A 25,263-nucleotide genomic window follows, 5' to 3' on the forward strand; every position below is an offset into this window, starting at 1 on the left:
AATGCGCGCTAGAAGGTGCTCGTCGGCCGTACGTTGTTGGCCATGTCGACCAACGCATAGCGGTGTGCCTGGCTGGTGGCAACCCGGGCCAGGCTGCGCAGCGCGGCCTCCACACCCAGCCGCAGGCCGTGATCGGTGAACGGAAAGCCGAGGATGTGATTGGTGCTGGCCTCGTGCTCGGCGATCCAATCCATCGCCGTGCCCAGTACGAGCGCGCGGATCTGCAGCACCCTGGGCTCGGTGTCGGGCAGAGCCTCGACCCGGTGCGCGGCGTCACGGATCTGCTCCTCGGTGAGTTCGTGCGCCGAGCGGCCGGACAGCAGGGTCACCGCGCTGGTCAACCGCGCGGTGGTGAAGTGCCGCGACGACGCCGGCACTTCGTCGAGCGTGCGGACGGCCGCCGCCCGTTCGCCTTCCACCGACTGCGCCCGCGCTAGACCGAAGCCCGCCGAGATGATGTTGTTGTCGGTGTGCCACACCGTCTGATAGAACGGCCGCTCATCGGCGGTTCCGGCCAGCTCGGCGGTGGCCGCCAATGCCAGCTTGGGTGCCTGCTCGCCGGGGAAGGTGTCCAGGACTTCGGTGAAATGCTTTGTTGCCGAGGCATAGTCACTGGTCAACAGGTCCGAGACCGCCTTGAACCAGATCAGCCGCCACCGCCAGCCCACCCGCTCGGCCAAGTCGTCGAGCTTGCGGTTGGCTTTGGCCACGTCGCCGAGGTCGAGCAGGGCGCGTACTTCCATCAGCGGCAGCTCCACCGACTCGCTGAGGTCGATACCCTCCGAATCCAGTGAGCCGTGCCGCGCGGCGCGCAACGAATCCAGGGTCTGCACCGGCTGCGACAGCACCGTCGCCGACAACACGGTGGCAGCCACATCGCCCGGGTCTACCAGCGGTACCGGCAGGGCGGTGACGATCTCCGACGCAGTCAGCTTCTCGGCGTGCGCCAGCCCGTCGAGGTACACGTCGGTATGTGCGACAAGCAATTCCACCCCGAACGTCGATCGGGTCCTGGTGAACACCGTCGACAGGCCGGGCCGTGGCACCCCGGTGTCCTCGGCCACGACTTCGCGGAGCACACCGAGCAGCTGTGATGACATCTCCTCGGCGGAGGCGAAACGGCGGCGCGGATCGGGGTCGATCGCGCGGCGCAGCAGCCGGGCGAACGAGTCGTACTTCGCCAGCACCGGATCGTCCTCCGGCAGCCCGTCGACATAGCGTCCCTTGCGGGTGCGGAGGTTCAACGTCAACGCGGCCAGCGTGCGGCCCACCGTGTAGATGTCGGAGGCGATCGTCGGGCCGGTGCGCACGATCTCCGGGGCCTGGTAGCCGGGTGTGCCGTAGAGATAGCCGAACGAGTTGATCCGCGACACGGCGCCGAGGTCGATCAGCTTCAGCTGTTCCTCGGTCACCATGATGTTCTCCGGCTTGAGGTCGTTGTAGCACAAGCCGATGGAGTGCAGATAGCCCATCGCGGGCAGGATCTCCAACATGTAGGCGATGGCCTCGGAGACCGGGAGTCGTTCTCCCTTGGGCAGTTTCAGCGATTTTCCGCCGACGTACTCCATGACGATGTAGCCGACCGGCTCGCCGTGCGAGTCCGGGTGCTCGACGAAGTTGAAGATCTTGACGATCGACGGATGCGCTACCTCGGCCAGGAACTGCCGCTCCGCCATGGCGATCGCCTGGGCCTCGGCGTCGCCGGAGTGCACCAGGCCCTTGAGCACCACGGGGCGTTCGTTGACGTTGTGGTCGACGGCCAGGTACACCCAGCCGAGGCCGCCGTGGGCGACGCACCCCTTGATCTCGTACTGGTCGGCCACCATGTCACCCGGCGACAGCTGCGGCACGAACGAGTAGAGGCTACCGCAGTGCGGGCACCACCCTTCGGACTCCGCCGCCGAGTCCTTCGTCGAGCGGCCCACCGGCCGTCCGCAGTTCCAGCAGAACCGTTTCGATTCGGCGACAACGGGGTTGACCATCAATGCCGCGAGCGGGTCGATCTCGGGGACCCGGGGGATCTCCACCAGACCGCCACCCAGCCGACGCGTTGGCGACAGGAGCCGTGCCACCGTCGGATGGTGCATATCTTCCGGCTCGGTCCCGACGCTGCCGACCGAGTCCTCATCGTCATCGAAGTTCGGCCGGAAGATGGCCTGGGTTGCCATCGGGCGCATCGTCGACATCGAATCCATGCCGAGGTCGTCGAAACCGGCTGGCTGGGTGCCGACATCTTCTTCGGGGTGCTCCGGGGTGTCCATCAGTCCAGATACCTCGGCGTGGGCGGAGCCGGGGCCGGCCCCAGCACGGTCAACCACTTGCGGTACAGCGTGTTCCAGGTGCCGTCACGGCGGATGCGTTCCAGGGTGCCGTTGACGAAACGCACCAATCCGGTGTTCTCCAGGTTGATCCCGATCCCGTAGGGCTCCTGTGCCATGTTCGGTCCGATGATGTGCAGATACGGGTCCTGGGCCACCAGGCCGGCCAGGATCGAGTCGTCGGTGCTGACCGCGTCGACTTCCCGTTGCTGCAGCGCGACAAGACAATCAGCCCATGTCACCACCGTCACGATGATCGGTGGCGGTGCGATCTCCTGCACCCGCTTGAGGGAGGTGGTGCCACGGGCCACGCACACCCGCTTACCGGACAAGTCCGAGGCTTGGGCGATCGCGGACTCGCGCGGTGCCAGGATGCGTTGGTAGGCAGTGAAATACACGGTGGAGAAGTTCACCTGCTTGCGGCGCTCACAGGTGATCGTCATCGTCTTGACCACGATGTCCACCGTGTTGTTCTGCAACGCGGTGATCCGGTCGGCCGAGGACAGGATGCGGTACTCGACCTGTGACGGAGTGCCGAAGATGTCGCGCGACACCTCACCGGCGATGTCCACGTCGAAGCCGGTGATCTCGCCGGTGATTGGATCGCGGAAGCTGAACAGGTTGCTGCCGATGTCCAGGCCGACGATCAGCCGGCCTCTGGCCCGGATGTTGGCCACCGCGGCATCGGCGTCGGCCTTGTTCGGGAACGGCCGCAGGCTGGCGGTCCGATCACAATTGTTCTCGTCAGGGTCGGGCGGTTGTGGGGGCTCCGGCGCCATTTCGGTCATCCCGGCGGGCGTCGGCGGCGCCAGGGTCGGAACCGGCGGTGCCACGGTGTACTCCGTCTTGCCGCACCCGCTGAGCGCGGTCGCCGTGATCACCGCGAGGCAGGCCAGCCAGCGCTTGGCCGCGCGAGCGCTCATCAGCGCTCGTTTGTTCTTCGCGCGAGCGCTCATCACCGGTACTCGCTCAGTCGCGGCCACAGCCCCAGCGCCACGGCGATCGCCGCTCCGACCGACAGCACCGCCCCACCGACCGTCGTGCCGGACAGCACCCGACGCGCCGAGAGGATGTCGTTGCGCAACTGGTTGCGGCTCTCCCGGATACCACTGGACAACGCGGCGTCGAGCTTGTCGAATGCCGGCGTCGAATCGTCCTCGCCGGTCCCCAGCGCCACCTGGGTGGCGGCCTGGTAGTTGCCGACGGCGATGTAGGCGTTGATCCGCTCGTCGGCCTGCCGCCACTTCATCAACAGCTGATCGGCATCGGCGAGATCGCTCTTGTCGATCGCGTCCTCGCGGGCCAGGTATTCGGTGAGCTGCTGATGCATGGTTTCGACGCGCTGGTAGTAGGACCGTTTGCGAATGTCTTCGTCACCGCGGCGGATCAGGGACAACGTCTCGTCGGCACGAGCCTGCTGTGCGGTGATCGCCAGGTTAGTCACTGTCTTGAGCGACTGGGCGGCGGTGTCCTTGGCGGCGCGGCTGCCCGCGGTGGAAATCGCCAGCGCCGAGCCCACCCAGATGATCATGATCAGGATCGCCAGCCCGCCCGCGATCAGCCCGACGTTGACCCGGCGTTTGGTGTGTTCGGCCAGCCAGCGATGGGCGAAGGCGCCGAACAACAAGGTGATGGCCACGACCACGATCACCGGCGCGGGAATCCGGGCCGAGGCGCTGGTCTCGGCATCCACCCGCGCTGAGGTCTGCTCGTAGAGCTGCTGGGCGTCGGGCAGAATCTGCTGCTGCATCAGCGCCGAGGCCTCCGACAGATACGACGAACCCACCGGATTGCCCATCCGGTTATTGGTGCGGGCCGTCTCGATCAGCCCGGTGTAGACGGCCAACCGTGCGTTGATCCGGCCCAGCAGTTGGATCAGCGGCTCGTCGGTCAATCCGCTGGCCGCCCGGGTGACGGCGACGGCTGCGTCGGTGATGGCCTGCTCGTAGCGCTGCCGCACCACCCGCGGTTCGGAACCAGCGATGAAGGCGGTGGCAGCGGCGGCGTCGGCCACCGAGAGTGTGGTGTAGAGCTGGCCGGCCGCGAACGCCAACGGCTCGGTGTGATTGAGCACGGTGGTGAGCTGATTCTGGCGATCGTTGATCGTCGTCGAGGTCGCGAAGGCGCTCAGCAGACCGAGGATCGCCAAGATGATGCCGATGGTGAGGATGCGCCCGGGGCTGGTCTTGAAGAACCACCACCGGGGATGGGCGGGCTCGGTCGGCGACCGCCATGCCAATGGTTCGGTCGACGGGTGCGCCACCTCAACGGTCACCTCGCGCGGACCTCATTTCCCTTCGCCCGGATCCCTATCGCGTTTCCTGAGTGAATTCTAAGAGCACCTGGGGCGTACCGGGCTGGATCGGCCGACGAGTACCGGCGTGGCGTGCTTATCCTGAACGCGTGCGAGGTGATGGCGACGGCTGGGTGGTGTCCGAAACCGGCACGCCGTACTGGGGCCGGCATGGCGCCGCCGGCTTGCTGCTGCGGGCGCCGCAGCCCGACGGAACTCCCGCGGTACTGCTCCAGCATCGCGCGCCGTGGAGTCATCAGGGTGGCACCTGGGCACTGCCGGGCGGCGCCCGGGACAGCCACGAGACTGCCGAGCAGGCCGCGATCCGCGAGGCCCACGAGGAAGCCGGCCTGCCCGCTGAGCACGTACAGGTCCGCGCGACCGTCGTCACCGCGGAGATCGCCGGGCAGGGCGACACCTCCTGGACCTACACCACCGTGATCGCCGATGCCCACGAGCTGCTCACCACCATCCCCAACCGGGAGAGTTCGGAACTGCGCTGGGTCGCCGAGGACGAGGTGGCCGAGTTGCCGCTGCATCCCGGGTTCGCCGCCAGCTGGCAGCAGTTGCGTATCACCGAGGTTCGGCCGCACGCGCATGACGCGTGCCGCCTTCCGGGGCCGCACACGGTGGAGATCCAGACCGGTGTGTTCATCTGGTGCGCACCTGCCGAGGTCACTCGACCGTTCTGAGCGTCGCCCGCAGCCGGCCCGCCGCGGCGGCCGGGTCGGCGGCCGCCGTGATGGCGCGCACCACCACCACCCGTCGGGCGCCGGCGGCCAGAACCTCCGGCAGGCGCTGCTCGTCGATGCCGCCGATGGCGAACCACGGCTTGTCGGAGTGCAGCCCGGCGACTTCACGCACAAGCTCGAGCCCCGGTGCCGGTCGGCCCGGCTTGGTGGGGGTGGGCCAGCACGGTCCGACGCAGAAGTAGTCGACGTCCTCCATCAGCGCGCGGCCGGCCTCGCCGCTGGCGTGAGTGGAGCGCCCGATCACCGGGTCGGGACCGACGATGTCGCGGGCCACCTCCAGGGGCAGGTCATCCTGGCCGAGGTGCAGCACGTCGGCGCCGGCGGCGCGAGCGATATCGGCGCGGTCGTTGACGGCCAGCAGCGCGCCGTGCCGTCGGGCGGCCTCAGCCAGGATCTCCAGCGCGGCAAGCTCGCCGCGGGCTTCCAGCGGGCCGAATTTCTGCTCTCCCGGTGAGCCCTTGTCGCGTAACTGAATGATGTCCACGCCACCGGCCAGCGCTGCGTCGGCGAACTCGGCGAGGTCACCGCGCTCGCGACGGGCATCGGTGCACAGATACAGCCGGGCGTCGGCGAGCCTGGACCTGAGCGTGGTTGGGCGTGGGTGCACACCGCGACGGTAGCGGCTAGCGTGGAGGTTCGGCACGGGAGTCCCTGGAGCGGGACTGAGAGTGGAGGCCAAACCCCTCCAGACCGTCACCACCTGATCCGGGTCATGCCGGCGAAGGGAAGCGAAAGGGACATGTCGGTGGAATCGCTGGCCGTCATCGGTGGCGGCGTGATCGGACTTGCTGTGGCACGTCGCGCCGCGCAGGCGGGGCTCGCGGTGCGGGTGCACCGCGAGGCTGCTCCTCCCCTGGGGCACGAGCGTAGCGAGCAGGGGGATCGATTCAAGGGGGCTTCCTGGGTGGCGGGCGGCATGCTTGCGCCCCGAAGCGAGGGCTGGCCCGGTGAGGACCAGCTGCTGACGATCGGTATCGAGTCGCTGCGGTTGTGGCACGGCGGGTTCCTCGATGGACTGCCCGACGATGTCGTGACCGCCCGCGAGACATTGGTGGTCGCCGTCGACCGGGCCGATGCCGCCGACCTGCGTACCGTCGCGGACTGGCTGGCCGCTCAGGGCCACCCGGTGGTCGCCACAACGGCCGCCCGCGACCTCGAACCGCTTCTGGCCCAAGGTATTCGGCACGGTTTCGTGGCCGGCGACGAACTGGCCGTGGATAACCGCAAGCTGGTGGTGGCATTGGCCGCTGCCTGCGAGGAGCTCGGTGTGAGCTGGGCCGGACCGGTCGGCAGCGTCGAAGAGGCCCGTACCGGCGTGGACACCGTGGTGATCGCCAACGGGATCGACGCGCCCGCGCTGTGGCCTGGTCTGGCGGTACGGCCGGTCAAGGGTGAGGTGCTGCGGCTGCGGTGGCGGCCGGGTTGTATGCCGGTGCCGCGCCGGGTCATTCGCGCCCGGGTGCACGGCAGGCCGGTCTACCTGGTGCCGCGCGCCGACGGCGTGGTGGTGGGCGCCACCCAGTACGAGCACGGCCGGGACACCGCCCCGTCGGTCACCGGGGTGCGCGATCTGCTCGACGACGCCTGCGAGGTGCTGCCCTGCCTCGGGGAGTACGAACTGGCCGAATGCTCGGCGGGCCTGCGGCCGATGACACCGGACAACATGCCCATCGTCGGCCGCCTCGACGCGCACACCCTGGTGGCCACCGGTCACGGCCGATCGGGCTTCCTGCTGGCGCCCTGGACGGCCGAGCGGATGGCCGCCGAACTGCTGGTGGGTGCGCGGGTATGAAGGTCACGGTCAACGACAACGAACTCGAGGTGAGCGCCGACATCACGGTGTCGGCCCTGCTGGCCGCTCTGGATCTCCCCGACAAGGGGATCGCGGTCGCGGTGAACTGGACGGTTCTGCCGCGCTCACAATGGGATTCGGTGCTGCCCGACGGGGCATGCGTGGAGGTGGTGACGGCGGTGCAGGGTGGCTGACATCAAACAGTTGACCATCGCGGGCCGGACTTTCGGCTCACGGCTGATCCTGGGCACCGGCGGCGCGCCGAACCTGACGGTGCTGGAGGAGGCGTTGATCGCCTCGGGTACCGAATTGACGACCGTCGCCATGCGGCGGGTCGACGCCGAAGGCGGAACCGGGGTACTGGACCTGCTCAACCGGTTGGAGATCACGCCACTGCCCAACACCGCGGGGTGCCGCGGAGCGGCCGAGGCGGTGCTGACCGCGCAGCTGGCCCGAGAGGCGCTGGGCACCGACTGGGTCAAGCTCGAGGTGATTGCCGACGAGCGCACCCTGCTGCCTGACGCGGTCGAATTGGTCCGGGCCGCTGAGCAATTGGTCGACGACGGTTTTGTTGTGCTGCCCTACACCAATGACGATCCCGTCCTGGCCCGCCGCCTGGAGGGCGCCGGCTGTGCCGCAGTCATGCCGCTCGGCTCGCCGATCGGCACCGGGCTGGGCATCGCCAACCCGCACAACATCGAGATGATCGTCGCCGCCGCCGGTGTTCCGGTGATTCTCGACGCCGGCATCGGAACCGCCAGTGACGCCGCCCTGGCGATGGAATTGGGTTGTGATGCTGTCCTTCTGGCCAGTGCGGTGACCCGTGCCGCCGACCCGCCCGCGATGGCGGCCGCCATGGCGTCGGCGGTCACCGCCGGACTGCTGGCCAGGCACGCCGGCCGCATCCCCAAGCGGTTCTGGGCGCAGGCGTCGAGCCCCACCCTGGCCTGATCATGAAACGGTATGTGGCGCTGGGCAGTTCGATGGCTGCCGGGCCGGGGATCAAGCCCAGGGCGGTGGGGTCGCCGTGGGCTGCCGGACGCTCGGCGCGCAACTATGCGCACCTGACCGCCGCGCAGCTTGGCCTGGATCTGGTCGATGTCACCTACTCCGGTGCCACCACGGCCAACATCCTGCGCGAGCCCCAGCACGGGGCGCCGCCGCAGATCGGGGTCGTCGATGGCACCGAGGATCTGATCACGGTGACGATCGGCGGCAACGACGTCGGCTATGTGCCGCTGCTGTTCGCCGCGACCCTGCCGGGGCTGCTGCGCAAGCTGCCGATGGTGGGCACCGCACTGCGCGACCTGCTGGATCCGGCGGCGCGCGGGCGGGCCCTCGACGCCGCCGGCGTATCGCTGCGCGAGGTGGGGGCGGCGCTGCGAGCCCGCTCGCCCGAGGCGCGAATCCTGTTCGTGGACTACCTGACTCTGCTACCGCCCCCGGGCATACCGGCCCCGCCACTGCCCGACCACATCACCGGCCTGGGCCGGTACGTCGCCGACCGGCTGGTGCAGATCACCGCACAGGCGGCGCAGGACACCGGGTGTGAGGTGGTCGGTGCGGCAGCCGCCAGCCGCGACCACCACGCGTGGTCGGCCGACCCGTGGACCGTCGGCGCCGGTTCCTTGCTGCCCTGGCGGCCGAAGCCGTTCCATCCCAACGCCCGTGGTATGGCCGCAGTGGCCGATCTGATTGTCGCCCGGGTCGGTCAGCCGTAGGTGTTGGCCGGCGCGTCGATCCGCACCACGCTGGACACCTCGAGGCGGGGAATCGAATCGGTTCCGGTATAGCGTTGTCCGGGCGGCACGGTGCCCTCGACCCGCAGCCAGGTGTTGTCGGGCAGCCCCGCCGCCGCAGGCAGGGCCGGACCCGACAGCTGCAGTCTGGCCAGCTGGGCGTCCGCGGCGCAGCAGAAGATCACGATCTTGGCCAGGTACACCTGGTTGCCGTCATGCAGGACGAACCCGGTGGTGGTGATCTGGTGGCCGTCCAGACCACCCACCGGGCCGACGGCGACACGCATCAAGACCTCGGGCAGCGAGATCGTGGGGGCCGGGCCGGGTGGCAACGGCGGAAACGAGCGAGCCGCACTCACGGTGACGGTTGCCGGCGGAGTTGCCTTGGCGCTCAAAGCCGGTGGCACGACGAAGATCAGCAGTATCACCGGGAGCACCAGCAGCCAGACGATGCCGCTGCGGTGGGTGTGCCCGGAATGGTGGTGCTCGCCGCCGCCACTGATGTCGCGGGCGATCGACACCAGCGCCAACCCGATCAGGATCACCGCCGAGGCCCCCAGCCACGGCCACATTCCCGGTTTGACGTAACGGGTGTAGGCGCCGGTGACGGTGACCATCCCCACCGCGATCCCCATGATCAACAGGACCACGTTCTCGGTTTCGCGCCTCACAACAACACCAGCCCGACCACGGTCGCCGACACGGTGGCCACCACCATCGTCAACGGGGCGAAACGCGCCGCGAACCCGCGGCCGAACAATCCTGCTTGCATGGCAACGAGTTTCACGTCCACCGCCGGACCGACCACCAGGAAGACCAGCCGCGGGATCAGCGGCAGCATGGTCAAGCTCGCGGCCACGAACGCGTCAGCCTCCGAGCACAGCGCCAGCACGAACGCGAGTAGCGCCATCGTCACCACGCCGAGCAGCAGGTGGCCGGCGACGTGCTCGAACACCCACGGCGGCACCACGACCCGCAGGGTTGCCGCCGCGGCTGCCCCGATCACCAGGTAGGCGCCAGCCTGCAGGAAGTCATGTCGCGCGGCTTCGGTGAACACCGTCCAGCGAGAGTCACCGTCGTCGTGGGTGCGCGGCAGCGAGCGGCTGACCCAGCCGGGCCGGCCCCACTTCGACCACAGGGCACCCATCACCACCGCGGTGGCCAGCGAGGCCACACAGCGCGCCAGCACCATCTGCGGCTGGCCCGGGAACGCTACCGCGGTCGCGACCAGGACCACCGGGTTGATCGCCGGCGCGGACAGCATGAAGGTCAGTGCGGCAGCCCCCACCGACCCTTCGCCGTAGAGTCGGCGGGCCACCGGCACCGACCCGCATTCACAGCCGGGTAGCGCGGCGCCCGCCACACCGGCGGCCAGTACCGCGGCGGGGGCCCGCCGCGGCAGCCAGCGTGCCAACCGTTCGGTGGAGACGTAGGCGGCGATCAGTCCGCTGATCACCACACCGAGCACCAGGAACGGCACGGCCTGCAGGAAGACCCCGCTGAACACGGTCCCTGCGGTGGCAAGCCGGTCGTTGCCTGCCACGCCGTCGCGCATCCAGGTGCCGGCCACCGCGCACACCACCAGAGCAGCCACCAGCACCTCGGTCGAGGTGACCAGGGGGCGACGGGGTGCGGCGACGGTCATCGCGGGCCATCCTGCCACTCGAACCAGGGAGTGCTCAGGGCACACAGGTCGGCGCGGCGGCGGTCCGCAGAAGATTGGCAGCGGTTTCACGGCGTCGGCCCTGACCACGGGGCCACCGTCGGGGAAGCGTCTACCCTGGGCGCGGTGAAGCGCACCTGTTTGGCTCTGGCAATGGTGCCGGCCGCCGTCGTCGCAGTCGCCCTGGGCGGCTGCAGCAAGCCCACCGATTCCGGCGCCCCGGTGCCTGCGGGAAAACCCGCGGCGGAGTTCGCCGACGGGTTGCGCAAGCAGGTCAGCACCGATGCGATGGTGGCGCATCTGCAGAAACTGCAGGACATCGCCAACGCCGACAACGGCACCAGAGCGGTGGGTACCCCCGGCTTCGATGCCAGTGTCGACTATGTGGCCGGGGTGCTCCGGGAGCGCGGCTTCGACGTGTCGACCCCGGAGTTCCAGACCCGGATCTTCCAGACCGGCAAGACCGAGATGACCGTCGGCGGGGTCAGCGTGCAGGCGCGGGCCCTGGAGTTCAGCGCCGGCACCCCGCCGGCCGGCGTCAGCGGTCCACTGGTGGCGGCACCGGCCGACGAGACCCCCGGCTGTGCGGCCGCCGACTACGCCGGCCTGCCGGTGAAAGGCGCCATCGTCCTCGTCGACCGGGGCAGCTGCCCGTTCGCGGACAAGCAGGCGATCGCGGCCAAGGAGGGTGCGGTCGGCGTCGTCATCGCCAACAACGTCGACGAGGAGCACATGGGCGCCACCCTCGGCGAGGACAGCAACGTCACGATACCGGTGGTCGGGGTGACCAAGGCCGACGGTGCGCGGCTGCGGGCCAACCCCGGCCCCACCACGATCATGCTCGAGGCCACCACCAAGACCATCAACGCCCGCAACGTGATCGCCCAGACCAAGACCGGCTCCCCCCAGGACGTCGTGGTGGTCGGCGCCCATCTGGACAGTGTCCCGGAGGGCCCCGGGATCAACGACAATGGTTCAGGTGTGGCCGCGGTGCTGGAGACGGCCAAGCAGCTCGGACCCACCCCACAGGTGAAGAACGCCGTCCGGTTCGCCTTCTGGGGTGCCGAGGAACTCGGCACGGTCGGGTCGAAGAAATACATCGAGTCGCTGAATGTCGATCAGCTCAAGGACATTGCGCTGTACTTGAACTTCGACATGATCGGCTCGCCGAACCCCGGCTACTTCACCTATGACGGCGATCAGTCGACGGCGCCGGGGCGCGGTCAGAACGTGCCCAGGGTTCCGGAGGGCTCACCGGGCATCGAACGCGCGCTGGTCGCCTACCTCAAGTCGGCCGGAAAGACCGCGCAGGACACGTCATTCGATGGCCGCTCGGATTACGACGCCTTCACCATGGCTGGCGTCCCCGCCGGCGGATTGTTCTCCGGCGCCGAGGAGAACAAGACCGAGGATCAGCAGAAGCTCTGGGGCGGAACCGCGAACGCACCGTTCGACCCGAACTACCACAAGGCCACCGACACCCTCGAGCACATCGACCGCGAGAGCCTCGGCATCCAGGGCGGTGGCGTGGCCTACGCGGTCGGGCTCTACGCCCAGGACATCTCCGGGCGCAACGGTGTCCCGGTGCGCGACGACCGCACCCGCCACCTGATCACCGAATCCTGATCACCGAATCCTGATTACAAAGCCCACAGTTCCAGGGCCGCTTCACAATTGGCGGCCAGCAGCCGTTCACCGACGGCCGGCCGGCGTAACCATTCCCGCAGCATCGGTCGCAGAGCGGGTTCGGCCGGCTCACGGCCGGTGAGGACGTCTTGCACCAACTCCGCGAGGTGTTGCGCCGCCGCCTCGGAGTCCAGCGCCAGCCATCGGTCCAGGTGCGGCTGCAGCGGGCAGTCGCACCAATAGGTGAAATCGATCAGTGTCGGGCTGTCCGAGAAGTAGCCCAGGTCGGCGGGGAATGTGGACAGCAGTCGGTGCCAGAGATCGTCGACGAAGGCGGTGACCGCCGTGGCCTCCGGTTGGGGCCAGGACGGCATCCGCCCCTTCAGCCGGGACAGGTCGAAGGCGAAAGCCGGGGAGTGCTCGCCCCGCAGCAGCTCGATCAGGCGCGGGAAGAAGTGTCGCAAGCCGTTGTCGTCCAACGCCATCACGTGCACCGCTTCCAGTTGCAGCAGTGACAGCGAGCGCAGCGAGGTCTTCTGCAAGTCGGTGACCGACCATTGCGGTCCGCACTGCTCGCACACGGCCAGATCGGCAGGCAGCGGGTAAGGGGCGAACGTCTCGTAGAGCCGCTCGACGGTCCCCGTCATCACAGCGACCGCGGTGCGCCGCGCAACGCGGCCAGCGCCCGCATCCCGTGGTACACCACCAGCGCCGCGATGGAGCCCAGAGCGATGCCGGTGAAGGTGAGACTGCCAATGCGCCAGGTGAAGTCGGCGATGCCGACGATCAGGGCGATCGCGGCCGTCATCTGGTTGACGGGCCGCCCGAAGTCCACGTGATTGGTCAGCCAGATCCGTACCCCGAGGACCCCGACCAGGCCGTAGAGCACGATCGTCGCCCCGCCGAGCACTCCGGCCGGAATCGCCGAGATCGTCGCTCCGACCTTGGGGCACAACGACAGAACGATCGCCGTCACCCCGGCCACCCAGTAGGCGGCGGTGGAGTAGACGCGGGTGGCGGCCATCACCCCGATGTTCTCGGCGTAGGTGGTGGTGGCCGAGCCGCCGCCCAGCCCGGCCAGCACGGTCGCCACGCCGTCGGCGGCCAGCGCACGGCCGGTCAGTGGATCGGTGTCGACTCCGGTCATCTGGCCGACCGATTTCACATGGCCGATGTTCTCGGCGACGAGTGCGATCACGGCGGGTAGGAACATCGGCAGCACAGCCAGATTGACCGTGGGCGTCTGGAAGGTCGGCAGCCCCACCCAGCCGGCCGCGGCAATCCCGGAGGTGTCGACCTCACCGAGTGCCAGCGCCAGAACGTAACCCGCCGTGACCGCGAGGAAGATCGCCAGCCGGCCGATGATGCCGCGGAAGAACGCCAGCGCACCGACGAGCAACACCAGCGTGACGATGCCGACCAGCGGGCCCTTCTCGAAGTTCGTCTTGGCTGCCGGCGCCAGGTTGAAGCCGATGAGCGCGACGATGGCGCCGGTGACCACCGGTGGCAGGGTCACCTCGATCCAGTGCGTACCCACCACATGGACAGTCAGCCCGATCAGGATCAGCAACACTCCGACGGCGACCAGCCCGCCCAGCGCACTGCCGGCACCGTGCGAGGCGACCGCGGCGGTCACCGGGGCGATCACCGAGAAGCTGGACCCGAGATAGCTCGGCAGCCGGTTGCCGGTGATCACCAAGAACAGCAGCGTGCCGATGCCGGAGAACAGCAGCGTGGTGGCCGGCGGAAACCCGGTCAGGACGGGCACCAGGAATGTCGCCCCGAACATCGCCACCACGTGCTGGGCGCCGATCCCCAGGGTGCGTGGCCAGCTCAGGCGTTGGTCGGGGGCGACGACGAAGTCCTCGTCGGCGGCGGAGTCGACGCGGGTCCAAGTCAACGGGATCACGCCTCAGCACTCAACCGCATGTGGGGGCGCGGCGCACCCCGGTTGGTCAGGCTGGTTCGTACTCGCAGATCGCTGCGACCTTGGCGGCCGACGCCGAGGACGGGTCGAACCGGTAGCCGAGCCATTCCCGGACCAGTCGGCGGGCCAGTTCGATGCCGATCACGCGTTCGCCGAAGCACAGCACCTGTGCGTTGTTGCTCAGGATCGCCCGTTCGACCGAGAAGCTGTCATGGGCGGTGACGGCTCGGACGCCGGTGACCTTGTTGGCGCTGATCGCGACCCCGAGCCCGGTGCCGCAGATCAGCAGCGCCCGATCGGCCGAGCCGTCGGCGATCATGCGGGCGGCGGTGACGGCGACGTGCGGGTAGGCGGTGTGCTCGTCGGGGCCGACCCCGACGTCGAGTACCGAGGCGACGCGGTCGTCCTGCTCCAGGTCGCGGCGCAGCACGTTCTTGTAGGTCAGGCCGGCGTCGTCACAGCCGATCACGATGCGCAAGGTCATGAGAGTTCCTCCAGAAGTTCACAGACGGTGTGGATGCACATGGTCAACGAGATCGCGCCGGCATCCGGCGTGCCGACGCTGCGGTCGGCCAGTGGCCGGGCGCGCCCGGTCCTCGGCCGCAGTTCGGCAGTGGCGGCGGCCGCCTTGTCGGCGATCTCGGCTGACGCCGTCCATGCTGTGCGCCAGTCATTTCCGTCGGCGACCGCCGATTCCACCGCGGCCACGAACGGCGTCAGCGCGTCGAGCATGGTCTTGTCGCCGAGCCGGGCACCGCCGAGTTGTACGAGCGCGTCGTGTCCCGCGCGAAGTGCCGCGGTGACGGCGGCGGTGTCGGGCATCCCCCAGTTGCCCAGCCGGACGGCGGCCGCGGTCAGCGCGGCACCCCAGAGCACCCCCGAGGTTCCGCCTGCCTGGGCTGCCCAGGCCTCCCCGGCGCAGGACAGCACTGCGCCCGCGCCACTACCGGCACCGGTTGCAGTGGTCGCAGCATGCGCGGCCGCTGCAGCGCCCTTCACCATGCCACGGCCGTGATCGCCGTCGCCGGCAACCGCATCGATGCGGCCGAGCTCAGCCTCGGCATGGACCATCCTGGCGGCGATCTGATCCATCGCCGACGCGATGGCGGCCCCGCACAGCTGGGACTCGGCATCGGCGTCGGTATGCGGCGCCGCGGCGGCAACGTTGTCGACGGCTTTGGTACGACGTACTGCCTTGTCGCCGTTGATAATTCGACCCTTACGATAGGCGGGGGTGTCGGTGGGGGAGGTCCACAGCCGTTCGAGCTCGGCGTCGAGCCACATCACGGTCAGCGAGCAGCCGGCCATATCCAAGCTGGTGACGAGTTCGCCGACTTCGGGGTGCACCACGGTGTGGCCGGACTCGGCCAGCAGCCCCGACACGGTGGACCACAGCACGAACAGTTCTTCGTACTTGGTTCGGCCCAGGCCGTTGAGGATGACCGTGATGCGATCACCTGCGCCGGCCGGCTTCTCGGCGAGCACACCGGCGACCAGCTGGGTGGCCAGTTCGGCAGCAGTGGGCATCGTGCTCGTCGACACGCCGGGCTCACCGTGGATACCCAGCCCCAGATCCATGGTTCCGGGTGCGACGCGAAACAGTGGCCGGTCGGCACCCGGCAGGGTGCACCCGTCGAACGCCACGCCCAGGGTTCGGGTTGCGGCATTGGCGGACAGGGCAATTCGCTCGACCTCGTCGAGGTCGGCGCCCTCTTCGGCGGCCGCGCCCGCGCACCGGAACACGGCAAAGTCACCGGCGATGCCGCGTCGCCGGTCGACCTCTGAGGTCGGGGCGCTGGCGATGTCGTCGGTCACCGCGAGGTAGCGGGCGTCGATGCCCTCGCCGCGCAACTGTTGGGTGGCCAGGCCGAAGTTCATCACATCGCCGGCGTAGTTGCCGGTGATGAGCAGCACCCCGGCGTCCCCGTGCGCGGCCCGCGCCACTGAGGCGGCCTGTTGTGCCGACGGGGAGGTGAAGATGTTGCCCACCACCGCGCCGTCGGCGAACCCCGGGCCCACGACACCGCAGAACGCGGGGTAGTGGCCCGAGCCGCCGCCTACGACGACGGCCACTTTGCCGGGTGGGGTCTCCGCAGCGCGGACCACTCCACCGGGCACGCCGACGACGTAGGGCGAGTAGATGTCGAGGAATCCGCCCAGCATGTCCTCGGTGAAGGCGGCCGGGTCGTTGTACAGGTGTGTCATGGCCGTCAGTGGATGTGGCTGCCGCCGTTGATGTCGACGGTGGTACCGGTCAGGTAACTCGCGTCGCGGCTGGACAGGAAGGTGATGACGGCAGCCACCTCGTCGGTCGTGGCGGTACGGCCGACCGGAATGTCCTTGGCCAGCTTGGCTTCCTGCTCATCGGTGGAGCCCACCCGGATGTCGGTGTCGACGGCGCCCGGTGTGACGGCATTGACGGTCACCCCGGTGTCGGCGATCTCGCGGGCCAGTGCCTTGGTGAACCCGAGGATCGCTGCTTTGGCCGACGAGTAGGGCACCTTGCCGAACACTCCACCGCCGCGTTGTGCCGATACCGACGACATGTTGACGATGCGGCCCCAGCCCCGCTCGATCATGTCCGGAAGGAACGCCTTGGTGACCAGATAGGTGCCGGTGGCGTTGACCGCCATCACCGTGTTCCAGATGTCGAGGGTGGTCTCCAGGAACGGCACCGGAGAGGTGATGCCGGCGATGTTGGCCAGCGCACCCACCGGCGGCAGATTGCCCGCGGCGACCTCGGCAGCGACGGCCCGCTGCGCCTCGAGTACCGACTCCTCCGAGGTGACGTCGGCGGTATAGCCGAAAGCCGGCACGGCGTATTGGTTTCCGATGTCGGCGGCGACCTTGGCAGATCGTTCACCGTCGAGGTCGAGGATCACCACAGCCCACCCCTCGCTGGCGTACCGGCGGGCGGTGGCGGCTCCGATGCCCCGTTCGGAGGCGGCCCCGGTGATGACTGCAGTCAGCTCGGACATGGTGGTACTCCTTAGATCAGTTCGGAAATCAGGTGCGCCGCTTCTGCTGTGGCGCGCGGTCGTTGGTCGTCGGTGACGTCTCGGGTCTCGAGTTCGAGCGCGAAGTGACCGGCGTAGCCAACGTCGGCGAGCGCTTTGAGGCCGCCGCGGAAATCCACCTGGCCGCGGCCGATCGAGAGGTTGATGTTGCCGGGTGTGGCATCCCGGAGGTGGACGTGCGCGATGCGCGCAGCGAACCGCGTGACGAAGTCCGACGGGTCTCCTCCGGAGGCCACGATGTGGCTGAAATCCATCACCACGCCGATCGATGTGCCGGCAAGCCGCTCGGTGAGCAGCGCGGCCCGCTCGAGGTCGCAGCACAACCGGTGGAAATGCAGCGACTCGGTCCAGATCTCCACACCGCACGGGCCGGCCGAGTCCTGGGCCCGGATGAGTTCGGCGGCGACCAGGTCGACGTCCTCGGATAGTGAGCGCACCGGGGTGTGGTTGGCCGCGCCGCAGGGCAGGACGACGGCCCGCGCGCCGGTGAGCTGAGCCAGCCGGACCAGCGCGTCGAGGTGTTCGTCGCGCCGGATCCTGGCCTCCGCGTCTACCGGCATGTTGAGGTCACCGATGTCACCGTTGATCGAACGCGCCGTCAGGCCGGAGCGGGTGACCACCTGGGCGACGGCGTCGACCGCGGCCTGATCCAGCTGATAGGGGACGTGGTCGCACACCCCGGGCAGGGCGCCCAGGTCGATCTCGGTGAAGCCCAGGCCGGCGATGACGTCCAGCGCCGCAGGCAGGGGCAGGTGACGAAAGCTGATCGTCGAGCAGCCGAGCCGGGTGTGGATGGAAGTCATGAACGTGTCCTCGGGGCAGATGTGATCGTCACCACAGACTAATAGGTTGACTGTTGACAGTCAACTGGCGACGGTCATTTGATGTCGACTGTTGACATTAAATATGATGCGACTCACACTGAGTGGCCTAGGGCACTGTCGACCGTCGACAGTGACTTTGACCTCACGGTTTGAAAGGATCAGGCTCATGAGCGATGACGCTCTGATGATGCGAGGACCGGTGCACGGCACCAAGGACGCCCGTCGGGTTGCGATCGGCTCCGGTGTCGGCGCCGTGATCGAGACCTACGACTTCATCGGTTTCGGTACGGCGGCAGCGCTCTACTTCGGCACCGCGTTCTTTCCGCATTCCAGCCCGGTGGCCGGCACGCTGGCTTCCTTCGCGACCCTCGGTGTCGGCTTCGCAGCCCGCCCACTCGGTGGCATCATCGGTGGCCATCTCGGCGACAAGGTCGGCCGCAAGCCCGTGCTGGTCGCCTCGCTCATCATCATGGGCCTGGCCACGTTCGCGATCGGCTTGCTGCCCACCTACGCCGCGGTGGGTGTGCTCGCGCCGGTGCTGCTGGTGACCGTCCGCATCATCCAGGGCTTGGCATTCGGCGCCGAATGGGGTGGCGCCATCCTGATGAGCTACGAGCACGCGCCGTGGAAGCAGAAGGGGCGCTACACCGGCATCGTCCAGGCCGGCTTCCCGGTCGGGCTGCTGCTGGCCAACCTCGTCTTCCTGGTCAGCGTCCACCTCGGTGGCGACTGGGCGTGGCGGGTGCCCTTCCTGGCCAGCATCGTGCTCGTCATCGTCGGCCTGATCATCCGGGCCCGCGTCCCGGAGTCCCCGGTATTCGAGGACGTCAAGGAGCAGGGCCGCATCGTTCGTGCTCCGATCGTCGAGGTCTTCAAGACCGACTGGCGCAACATCCTGCGCGGCATCGGTCTGCGCGTTGCCGAGACCGCCGGCTACGCCGTGTCGATCACCTACATGATCTCCTACCTCAAGAACGCCCAACTGGCCACCAAGACCGAAACCCTTGTGGCGCTGTGCATCGCGTCGGCCATCGGCATCTTCGCCACCATGGGGTGGGCTCGGCTCACCGACACCATCGGCAGGCGCCCGGTGTATCTGTGGGTGTGCGCCTTCGGGATCCCGTTCGGTGTGTTGATGTTCCTTCTGGTCAACACCGGTGTCCTGATCCTCATCATCGCCACCTTCGTGGTCGCCTACGGCGTGTGTCAGAACGCGCTGGCCGGCGCGCAGGGCGCCTGGTTCCCCGAGCTGTTCGCCGCCCACACCCGCACTTCGGGCGCCTCGCTGGCCTACCAGATCTCGGCGATGGTGTCGGGCTTCACCCCGTTCATCACGACGCTGCTCTACGAGGCCTTCGGGTGGTTCGGCCCGGCGCTGCTGTTCAGCCTCTACGCCGCCATCGGTCTGGTCGCCGCCCTGCTGACCCGCGAAACATGGGGCGCGCAGGAGCGTGAACTGGCCGACCTGGCCGCCGCGAGCACCCTGGACACCCGTGCAGTCGCCGCATGAACCGGGCCCAGAAGGTGGCGCAGGCCGCCTACCGGATGCGTCATCACGTGCTCAACATGGGCGAGGCCCAGGGACAGGGCTACGTGGGGCAGGCCCTTGGTGCCGCCGACATGCTGGCCTGTGTCTACGCCGATCAGCTGCGGTTCCGGGCTGACGACCCGCACTGGCTGGGCCGGGACCGGTTCCTGCTGTCCACGGGTCACTACGCCATCGGCCTCTACGCCGCGCTGGCCGACGCCGGCATCATCGGCGTCGATGAACTCGACACCTACGGGTGCGACGAATCACGGTTGCCGATGTCCGGAATGGCCAGTTACACACCGGGAATGGAGATCTCGGGCGGCTCGTTGGGTCACGGACTGACGGTGGCCGTGGGCATGGCGCTCGGCCTACGCCACCTGGGCTCGCAGGCGCGGGTGTTCAATTTCCTCTCCGACGGCGAACTCGACGAAGGATCCACCTGGGAGGCGGCCATGGGCGCCAGCCATCACCAGTTGGGCAACCTCACCGCCATGGTGGACATCAACGCCCTGCAGGCCGACGGCCCGACCGTTGGGGTGCTGCGCACCGAGCCGGTGGTCGACAAGTGGCAGGCCTGTGGCTGGTTCACCCAGCGTGTCGACGGTAATGATGTCGACGCCCTGCTGGGTGCCTTCGACGCGGCTGCCGAACACGCCCGCAGTGTCGGGGCTCCGTCAATCATCCTGTGCGACACCAGGATCGGTTGCGGTGTTCCGATGCTCGAGACCCGCGAGAAAGCGCACTTCATGCGTATCGACGCCGACGAGTGGCAGCTGTGCCGCGACCAATTGACCCTCGGATACGAGGAAGGAGTCCCCGCGTGACTTCGGCAGCGCCCCTGCGTACCTCGGCGATGATCGCCTCGTTCGCCGACCCCGGCCAGCGCACCACAGCGGCCCCGTTCGGCCACGCCCTGGCGGCGGCGGCCGAACAGGACGGCCGCATCGTCGGCCTGACCGCAGACCTTGGCAAGTACACCGACATGCATATCTTCGCCCAGGCGTTCCCGGAGCGCTTCTTCCAGATGGGGATGGCCGAGCAGCTGCTGTTCGGCGCCGCCGCCGGGATGGCCGAAGTCGGGCTGGTGCCGTTCGCGTCCACCTATTCGGTGTTCGCGGCCCGCCGGGCCTACGACTTCATCTGTCTGGACATCGCCGAGCCGGGGCTGAACGTCAACATCGTCGGCGGTCTGCCCGGGTTGACCACCGGATACGGTCCGTCGCACCAGGCGACCGAGGACGTCGCCATTTTCCGGGGCATGCCGAACCTGACCATCGTCGACCCGTGCGACTCGGTGGACATCGACCAGGCCGTCCCGCAGCTGGCGGCGCATTCCGGCCCGACGTATCTGCGGCTGCTGCGGGGCCAGGTGCCTACGGTCCTCGACGAGTACGACTACCGCTTCGAGCTGGGCAGGGCGGCGCTTTTGCGCAGCGGGGCCGACGTCCTGCTGATCTCCAGCGGACTGATGACCATGCGGGCGCTGCAGGCGGCCGAGCAACTGGCCGCCCACCGGGTGGACGTCGCGGTGCTGCACACCCCGACGCTCAAGCCGTTCGACACCGCTACCGCGCTGGCCGAACTCGCCGCTGACCGGCTGGTCCTGACCCTGGAGAACCACACCGTGGTCGGTGGACTCTTCGAAACGGTCGCCGGCACCGTGGTGCGCGCCGGGCTCGCTCGCACGATCCACCCCGTCGGCCTGCCCGACGAGTTCCTGGCCGCCGGCGCGCTGCCTACGCTGCACGAACGCTACGGCTTGTCGACCTCGCGGATCATCGGCACGGTCCTCGAACGGCTGTAAGGTGTTGACAGCCAGATGTCAACAGTCGAAGGAGCGTCGAATGTCGGTGGAATCGACCTCGTTGCTGCGTCTGGAGAAGACCAGCCTGCGTGAGCAGGCGCTGACGGCCCTGCGCCGGGCGATCACCACCGGCCAGTTGCGCCCCGGCACTCACCTGGTCGAGACCGAGCTCTCCGAGGCGCTGCAGATCAGCCGTGGGACGTTGCGTGAGGCCATGCGGCAATTGCAGCAGGAGGGACTGATCTCGGCCGGGCTGCGCGGTCGGCTCTCGGTACGGCATCTCGATGCCAAGGAGATCAGGGACATTTTCACCGTTCGCGCCGCGCTGGAATCTCTGGCCGCCCGGGAGTTGGCCAACCGCGCGGACCGCTCGGACGCGGTCGAGGCGCTGCGCCAGGCGGTTGCCGAGATGGACCGTTGGGCCGCAGCCAATCTCGAGGACCGGATCGAAGCCGACCTGAAGTTCCACCGGACCATGTGCCAGCTGTCGGGCAACGAGACGCTGCTGCATTCGTGGTCGTCACTGGAGGGCAGTATCCGGATGTCCATCATGTTCGCCGGGGTGGACCGGGCGATCAAGAACATGGATTCCAAACGGCACCTGGTGATCGTCGACGCCATCGAGTCCGGCGAAGCCGACCAGGCTGCCGCCGCGGTCGCCGATCACATGTCCGGTGCGGCGTCCGTTCTGGTGAGCGGCGCGGCCTAGCCTGCGGTCATGGTTCGGCGCACGCCGTAGATCCCGGCGCCGAGGGCCAGTACGACCGCTCCGACGAGAACCGACTGCAGCGGCAGGGCGAACGCCAGCACCACACAGCCGAGCAGGCCGGCGGCCGGGATGACCCGGCCGGCTGGAGCGAAGCGACCCGGGGATTGATCAGGGCCCTCGAGCGTCCACGCCGAGGCATTCGCGATCGCGTAGTACACCAGCACCGCGAACGACGAAAATCCGATCACGCCGCGGACATCGGCCACCGCCGCCAATGCGGCCACCAGTACGCCGACGGCCACCTCCGCCCGATGCGGCACCCCGAACCGGGGGTGCACAGCGGCCAGGGCAGCCGGCAGGTGCCGATCGCGTGCCATCGCCAGGGTGGTCCGCGACACCCCCAGGATCAGCGACAGCAACGACCCCAGGGCCGCGATCGCCGCACCGGCGCGCACCACCGGCTCGAACCCCGGTGCACCAGCAGCGCGCACGGCGTCGGCCAATGGCGCTGCAGCACTGGCCAACCCGTCCGGGCCCAGGACGCTCAGCACGGTCACCGCGACCACGGCATAGATCACCAGCGTCAGCGCCAGGGCGATCGGGATGGCCCGCGGGATGGTCCTGGCCGGGTCGCGCACCTCCTCGCCGAGGGTTGCGATGCGGGCGTATCCGGCGAAGGCGAAGAACAACAGACCGGCGGCCTGCAGCACACCCAGCGGCCGGCTGTCACCCAGTGCGAGCCTGCCCGCATCTGCTGCGCCCGAGAAGGCAACGGCGGCAACAACTCCGGCGAGTACGGCCAGAACCAGCGCGACGATGATCCGGGTGAGCAGGGCCGACTTCTGCACCCCGCGGTAGTTCACCGCCGTCAGCGCGGCCACGGCGGCCACCGCGATGGCGTGGGCGTAGGCGGGCCAGACATAGAGCCCGACAGTCAACGCCATCGCCGCACACGACGCGGTCTTGCCGACCACGAAACTCCACCCTGCCAGGTAGCCCCAGAACGGTCCGAGGCGTTCGCGACCGTAGACGTAGGTACCACCGGACTGCGGATAGCGTGCGGCCAGCCGCGCCGATGACGTGGCGTTGCAATAGGCCACCACACCGGCCAGCGCCAGACCGACCAGCAGCCAGGACCCCGCCGCCACCGCCGCAGGCGTCAATGCCACGAAAATGCCGGCGCCGATCATCGAGCCCAACCCGATGACCACGGCGTCGCCCGTGCCGAGCCGACGTTGCAGAGTGCTCACGGGCGGCATGCTAAGCGCCGAACATGAATGCGGACCGGCCTGGGAGCGGAATCCGCCCCCATGCCGGTCCGGCACGGTCCCCCGACCCGGATCAGCGTGGCCCCAGGAGCCAGCGGCTTACGGCATCGCCGTGCCCGCTCAGGCTAAGCCAAAATTCTGACGAGGCCGTAAAAATTGTTGAAGTTGTGACCTTGGGGCTCAGCGGTGGCGAGCGATATTGGCGCCCAGATAGGCGCCATACGCAACCAATCCGGCCACCGCGAGCTTGCGGGTTTTCGGTGCCACCAGGGCCAGACCGATCGCCGTCTCGATACCGCCGTTGATGTAGGTGTGCTGCAATGTGTTCTCGGGGAAGGCCTGGGCAGACACCGACTCGTAGAGCTCCGGGCGCACGAAGTGCGACAGCCCGGTAGCGGCCACGACCGCTCCCGCCAACTTGATCAAACCCTCTGCAGCCATCGACGTCCTCTCCTGGTTCTAACTGATCTGGTAATCGCTGATCGGATAGGTCGATGCCTCGCGCACAGCCGCGCGCGTGGACATCGGCCGCAACAATGCCGCCTCACCATTGGGATTGAAATAGTACGACCGCGCCGAGGTGCAGTTGCCGTTGCTGAACAACGTGTCCCCGAGCAGTTCGGTCATCCGGTCCAGATAGCGGTTGTTGGCATCCTCGGTGATCTCGAATGTGGTTGCGCCGCGGCGCTTCACCTCTCCCAATAGCCGATCCATGTGGCGCATCTGGTACTCCATCGAGTTGAAGAAGTTCAACCCCAGGAAGGCATACGGGCTGGCCAGGCTCAGGAAGTTCGGGAAGTACGGAACCGCCACCCCCTGGTAGGCCTGGAACCTGGTCTCCCGCCACCACTTTCCGAGGTTGCGGCCGTCGCGGCCGATCACCTCGAACGCCGGGAAGTTGGCCTCCCAGATATCGAAACCGGTTGCCAGGACCAGGGTGTCGATCACGGCCTTGGTGCCGTCGTTGGCGACGATGCCGTCGGCTTCGACATGATCGATCCCGCTGGTCTGCAGATGCACGTTCGGTTTGGTGAAGGTGCGGTAGTACTTGTTGGAGAAGGTCGGCCGCTTGCAGCCGAAGTCGTAGTCCGGGGTCAGCTTGCGCCGCAGTTCGGGATCCCGGATGGTGGCGAAGCGCCACATCTTGGCCAGGTCGGCGGCGGCGATGGTGATCCGCCCGAAGTGCTTCTGGTGCAGCACACCCACGTAGACCATCCACTCGTAGAGCGCGTCGGTGACCGCGCGGATGGCGCGCTGGGTCAACGGCACCCGGGCGAACAGCCGCTTGGCCCGCGCCGAGAACTTGATGTCCACCTTGGGTACCACATAGATCGCGGTGCGCTGGTAGACCGTGAGGTCGGCGGCGTCCTTGGCGAGCTCGGGAATGATCTGTACCGCGGTGGCGCCGGTACCGATGATGCCGATCCGCCGGCCTGCCGGGGTGTAGGCGTTGTCCCAGTCGGCGGTGTGCAGGACCGTGCCCTCGAAGCTGTGGATGCCGGGGATCTCCGGCGTCTTCGGCTGGGACAGGAACCCGGTGGCGGTGATCAGGTAGCGGGCGGACAGGGTGTCGCCGTCGGCCAGCGTGACCCGCCACAGGTCGGCGTCGGAATCCCAGCGCGCACTCGCCACCGTCGCGTTGAACCGCATGTGCCGGCGGATGTCGTACTTGGCTGACACGTCGTCGGCGTACTGCTTGATCTCGGCCCCGGTGGAGAACAGCCGGTTCCAGTTCGGGTTCGGCTCGAAGAAGTAGGAGTACGTGGTGGTGGGGACGTCGACGGTGAGGCCGGGGTAGTGGTTGACGTACCAGGTACCGCCCAGGTCGTCCTCCCGGTCGAGGATGACGAAGTCGGTGAAACCCAGCTTCTTGAGCTGGATCGCCGCGCCGATTCCCCCGAAACCGGCGCCGACGATGATCGCGTCGAACTGCTGCTCGGTCATGAAAAAGACCGTACCGGACCGGCCGGTAACCACCGCAGACCCGCGCAGCCCCAGTC

The 25,263-nt window shown here is 68.3% G+C and carries 25 protein-coding genes and 1 riboswitch; of the genes, 10 read left to right on the forward strand and 15 right to left on the reverse strand.

The window, feature by feature from the left end; genetic code table 11:
- Positions 1–8 precede the first annotated feature (8 nt).
- The 3 genes from G6N35_RS22770 to glnX are packed head-to-tail and all read right to left on the reverse strand — an operon-like array spanning position 9 to position 4,593.
- Entirely contained in the window at positions 9–2,261 is a 2,253-nt protein-coding gene (locus G6N35_RS22770) for a serine/threonine-protein kinase PknG (protein WP_163806295.1), read from the reverse strand.
- Positions 2,261–3,241, reverse strand: coding sequence for a glutamate ABC transporter substrate-binding protein (locus tag G6N35_RS22775; protein ID WP_163806296.1), 981 nt, complete (start codon positions 3,239–3,241; stop codon positions 2,261–2,263). The genes G6N35_RS22770 and G6N35_RS22775 overlap by 1 nt, the downstream gene beginning before the upstream one ends.
- Before the next feature lie 32 nt (positions 3,242–3,273).
- Positions 3,274–4,593, reverse strand: a complete 1,320-nt coding sequence (glnX, locus tag G6N35_RS22780) for a protein kinase G-activating protein GlnX (RefSeq protein WP_163806297.1) — start codon at positions 4,591–4,593, stop codon at positions 3,274–3,276.
- Positions 4,594–4,721: 128 nt separating this feature from the next.
- Here glnX and G6N35_RS22785 point away from each other — a divergent pair, with 128 nt between their 5' ends.
- Complete coding sequence (locus G6N35_RS22785) at positions 4,722–5,303, forward strand: NUDIX hydrolase (RefSeq protein ID WP_163806298.1); 582 nt, start codon at positions 4,722–4,724, stop codon at positions 5,301–5,303.
- Here the strand turns inward: G6N35_RS22785 and thiE are convergent.
- Positions 5,287–5,970, reverse strand: coding sequence for a thiamine phosphate synthase (gene thiE, locus G6N35_RS22790; protein ID WP_163806299.1), 684 nt, complete (start codon positions 5,968–5,970; stop codon positions 5,287–5,289). The genes G6N35_RS22785 and thiE overlap by 17 nt on opposite strands.
- Before the next feature lie 24 nt (positions 5,971–5,994).
- Positions 5,995–6,107: riboswitch (TPP riboswitch) on the forward strand.
- On the opposite strand from thiE, the gene thiO reads away from it, so the two are divergent.
- The 4 genes from thiO to G6N35_RS22810 all read left to right on the forward strand — a co-directional run bounded on the left by thiO (position 6,103) and on the right by G6N35_RS22810 (position 8,876).
- Positions 6,103–7,155, forward strand: a complete 1,053-nt coding sequence (thiO, locus tag G6N35_RS22795) for a glycine oxidase ThiO (protein ID WP_163806301.1) — start codon at positions 6,103–6,105, stop codon at positions 7,153–7,155. Its footprint overlaps the riboswitch before it by 5 nt.
- Positions 7,152–7,349, forward strand: a complete 198-nt coding sequence (thiS, locus tag G6N35_RS22800; RefSeq protein WP_163806302.1) for a sulfur carrier protein ThiS — start codon at positions 7,152–7,154, stop codon at positions 7,347–7,349. Before thiO ends, thiS begins: the two co-directional genes overlap by 4 nt.
- Positions 7,342–8,106, forward strand: coding sequence for a thiazole synthase (gene thiG, locus G6N35_RS22805; protein ID WP_163806303.1), 765 nt, complete (start codon positions 7,342–7,344; stop codon positions 8,104–8,106). The genes thiS and thiG overlap by 8 nt, the downstream gene beginning before the upstream one ends.
- A gap of 2 nt (positions 8,107–8,108) precedes the next feature.
- Positions 8,109–8,876, forward strand: coding sequence for an SGNH/GDSL hydrolase family protein (locus G6N35_RS22810; RefSeq protein ID WP_163806305.1), 768 nt, complete (start codon positions 8,109–8,111; stop codon positions 8,874–8,876).
- On the opposite strand, the gene G6N35_RS22815 is transcribed toward G6N35_RS22810, so the two are convergent.
- Positions 8,867–9,565, reverse strand: coding sequence for a TIGR03943 family putative permease subunit (locus tag G6N35_RS22815; RefSeq protein WP_163806307.1), 699 nt, complete (start codon positions 9,563–9,565; stop codon positions 8,867–8,869). The two genes, G6N35_RS22810 and G6N35_RS22815, sit on opposite strands and share 10 nt — an antisense overlap.
- Entirely contained in the window at positions 9,562–10,539 is a 978-nt protein-coding gene (locus G6N35_RS22820; protein ID WP_163806309.1) for a permease, read from the reverse strand. Before G6N35_RS22820 ends, G6N35_RS22815 begins: the two co-directional genes overlap by 4 nt.
- A 171-nt stretch (positions 10,540–10,710) precedes the next feature.
- Here G6N35_RS22820 and G6N35_RS22825 point away from each other — a divergent pair, with 171 nt between their 5' ends.
- Complete coding sequence (locus tag G6N35_RS22825; protein WP_163807873.1) at positions 10,711–12,183, forward strand: M28 family metallopeptidase; 1,473 nt, start codon at positions 10,711–10,713, stop codon at positions 12,181–12,183.
- A 14-nt stretch (positions 12,184–12,197) separates the two neighbouring features.
- On the opposite strand, the gene G6N35_RS22830 is transcribed toward G6N35_RS22825, so the two are convergent.
- From G6N35_RS22830 to G6N35_RS22855, 6 genes are read right to left on the reverse strand one after another with little or no spacing between them, the layout of a single operon-like run.
- Complete coding sequence (locus G6N35_RS22830) at positions 12,198–12,830, reverse strand: DUF2497 domain-containing protein (protein ID WP_163806312.1); 633 nt, start codon at positions 12,828–12,830, stop codon at positions 12,198–12,200.
- Positions 12,830–14,092 carry a uracil-xanthine permease family protein gene (locus G6N35_RS22835; RefSeq protein ID WP_163806315.1) on the reverse strand — a complete coding sequence of 421 codons (1,263 nt, stop codon included), beginning with the start codon at positions 14,090–14,092 and terminating at the stop codon, positions 12,830–12,832. Before G6N35_RS22835 ends, G6N35_RS22830 begins: the two co-directional genes overlap by 1 nt.
- Before the next feature lie 46 nt (positions 14,093–14,138).
- Entirely contained in the window at positions 14,139–14,594 is a 456-nt protein-coding gene (locus G6N35_RS22840) for a ribose-5-phosphate isomerase (protein ID WP_163806317.1), read from the reverse strand.
- The gene (locus tag G6N35_RS22845) at positions 14,591–16,315 is read right to left on the reverse strand and encodes a dihydroxyacetone kinase family protein (protein WP_163806320.1); all 1,725 of its coding nucleotides are present in this window, start codon (positions 16,313–16,315) and stop codon (positions 14,591–14,593) included. Before G6N35_RS22845 ends, G6N35_RS22840 begins: the two co-directional genes overlap by 4 nt.
- 5 nt (positions 16,316–16,320) lie before the next feature.
- Positions 16,321–17,088, reverse strand: coding sequence for an SDR family NAD(P)-dependent oxidoreductase (locus G6N35_RS22850; RefSeq protein ID WP_163806322.1), 768 nt, complete (start codon positions 17,086–17,088; stop codon positions 16,321–16,323).
- An 11-nt stretch (positions 17,089–17,099) separates the two neighbouring features.
- The gene (locus tag G6N35_RS22855; RefSeq protein WP_163806325.1) at positions 17,100–17,930 is read right to left on the reverse strand and encodes a sugar phosphate isomerase/epimerase family protein; all 831 of its coding nucleotides are present in this window, start codon (positions 17,928–17,930) and stop codon (positions 17,100–17,102) included.
- A 187-nt stretch (positions 17,931–18,117) separates the two neighbouring features.
- On the opposite strand from G6N35_RS22855, the gene G6N35_RS22860 reads away from it, so the two are divergent.
- From G6N35_RS22860 to G6N35_RS22875, 4 genes are read left to right on the forward strand one after another with little or no spacing between them, the layout of a single operon-like run.
- Complete coding sequence (locus G6N35_RS22860) at positions 18,118–19,461, forward strand: MFS transporter (protein ID WP_163806327.1); 1,344 nt, start codon at positions 18,118–18,120, stop codon at positions 19,459–19,461.
- Entirely contained in the window at positions 19,458–20,306 is an 849-nt protein-coding gene (locus G6N35_RS22865) for a transketolase (protein WP_163806329.1), read from the forward strand. Before G6N35_RS22860 ends, G6N35_RS22865 begins: the two co-directional genes overlap by 4 nt.
- 29 nt (positions 20,307–20,335) lie before the next feature.
- Positions 20,336–21,286 (forward strand): transketolase family protein, encoded by a 951-nt coding sequence (locus G6N35_RS22870; RefSeq protein WP_163807874.1) that lies wholly within the window; start codon positions 20,336–20,338, stop codon positions 21,284–21,286.
- A gap of 40 nt (positions 21,287–21,326) precedes the next feature.
- Positions 21,327–21,995: a GntR family transcriptional regulator gene (locus G6N35_RS22875; RefSeq protein WP_163806331.1), complete on the forward strand. Its 669-nt coding sequence runs from the start codon at positions 21,327–21,329 to the stop codon at positions 21,993–21,995.
- Here the strand turns inward: G6N35_RS22875 and G6N35_RS22880 are convergent.
- From G6N35_RS22880 to G6N35_RS22890, 3 genes are all read right to left on the reverse strand, one after another.
- Positions 21,992–23,254 carry an APC family permease gene (locus G6N35_RS22880; protein WP_163806334.1) on the reverse strand — a complete coding sequence of 421 codons (1,263 nt, stop codon included), beginning with the start codon at positions 23,252–23,254 and terminating at the stop codon, positions 21,992–21,994. The two genes, G6N35_RS22875 and G6N35_RS22880, sit on opposite strands and share 4 nt — an antisense overlap.
- A 189-nt stretch (positions 23,255–23,443) precedes the next feature.
- Positions 23,444–23,704 (reverse strand): DoxX-related protein, encoded by a 261-nt coding sequence (locus G6N35_RS22885; protein ID WP_163806336.1) that lies wholly within the window; start codon positions 23,702–23,704, stop codon positions 23,444–23,446.
- Between the two features lie 18 nt (positions 23,705–23,722).
- On the reverse strand, positions 23,723–25,207 hold the full coding sequence (locus G6N35_RS22890) for a flavin-containing monooxygenase (protein WP_163806338.1): 1,485 nt from the start codon (positions 25,205–25,207) through the stop codon (positions 23,723–23,725).
- Between the last annotated feature and the right edge of the window lie 56 nt (positions 25,208–25,263).

It is taken from the genome of Mycolicibacterium anyangense, from assembly GCF_010731855.1.
GTDB classification, from domain to species: domain Bacteria; phylum Actinomycetota; class Actinomycetes; order Mycobacteriales; family Mycobacteriaceae; genus Mycobacterium; species Mycobacterium anyangense.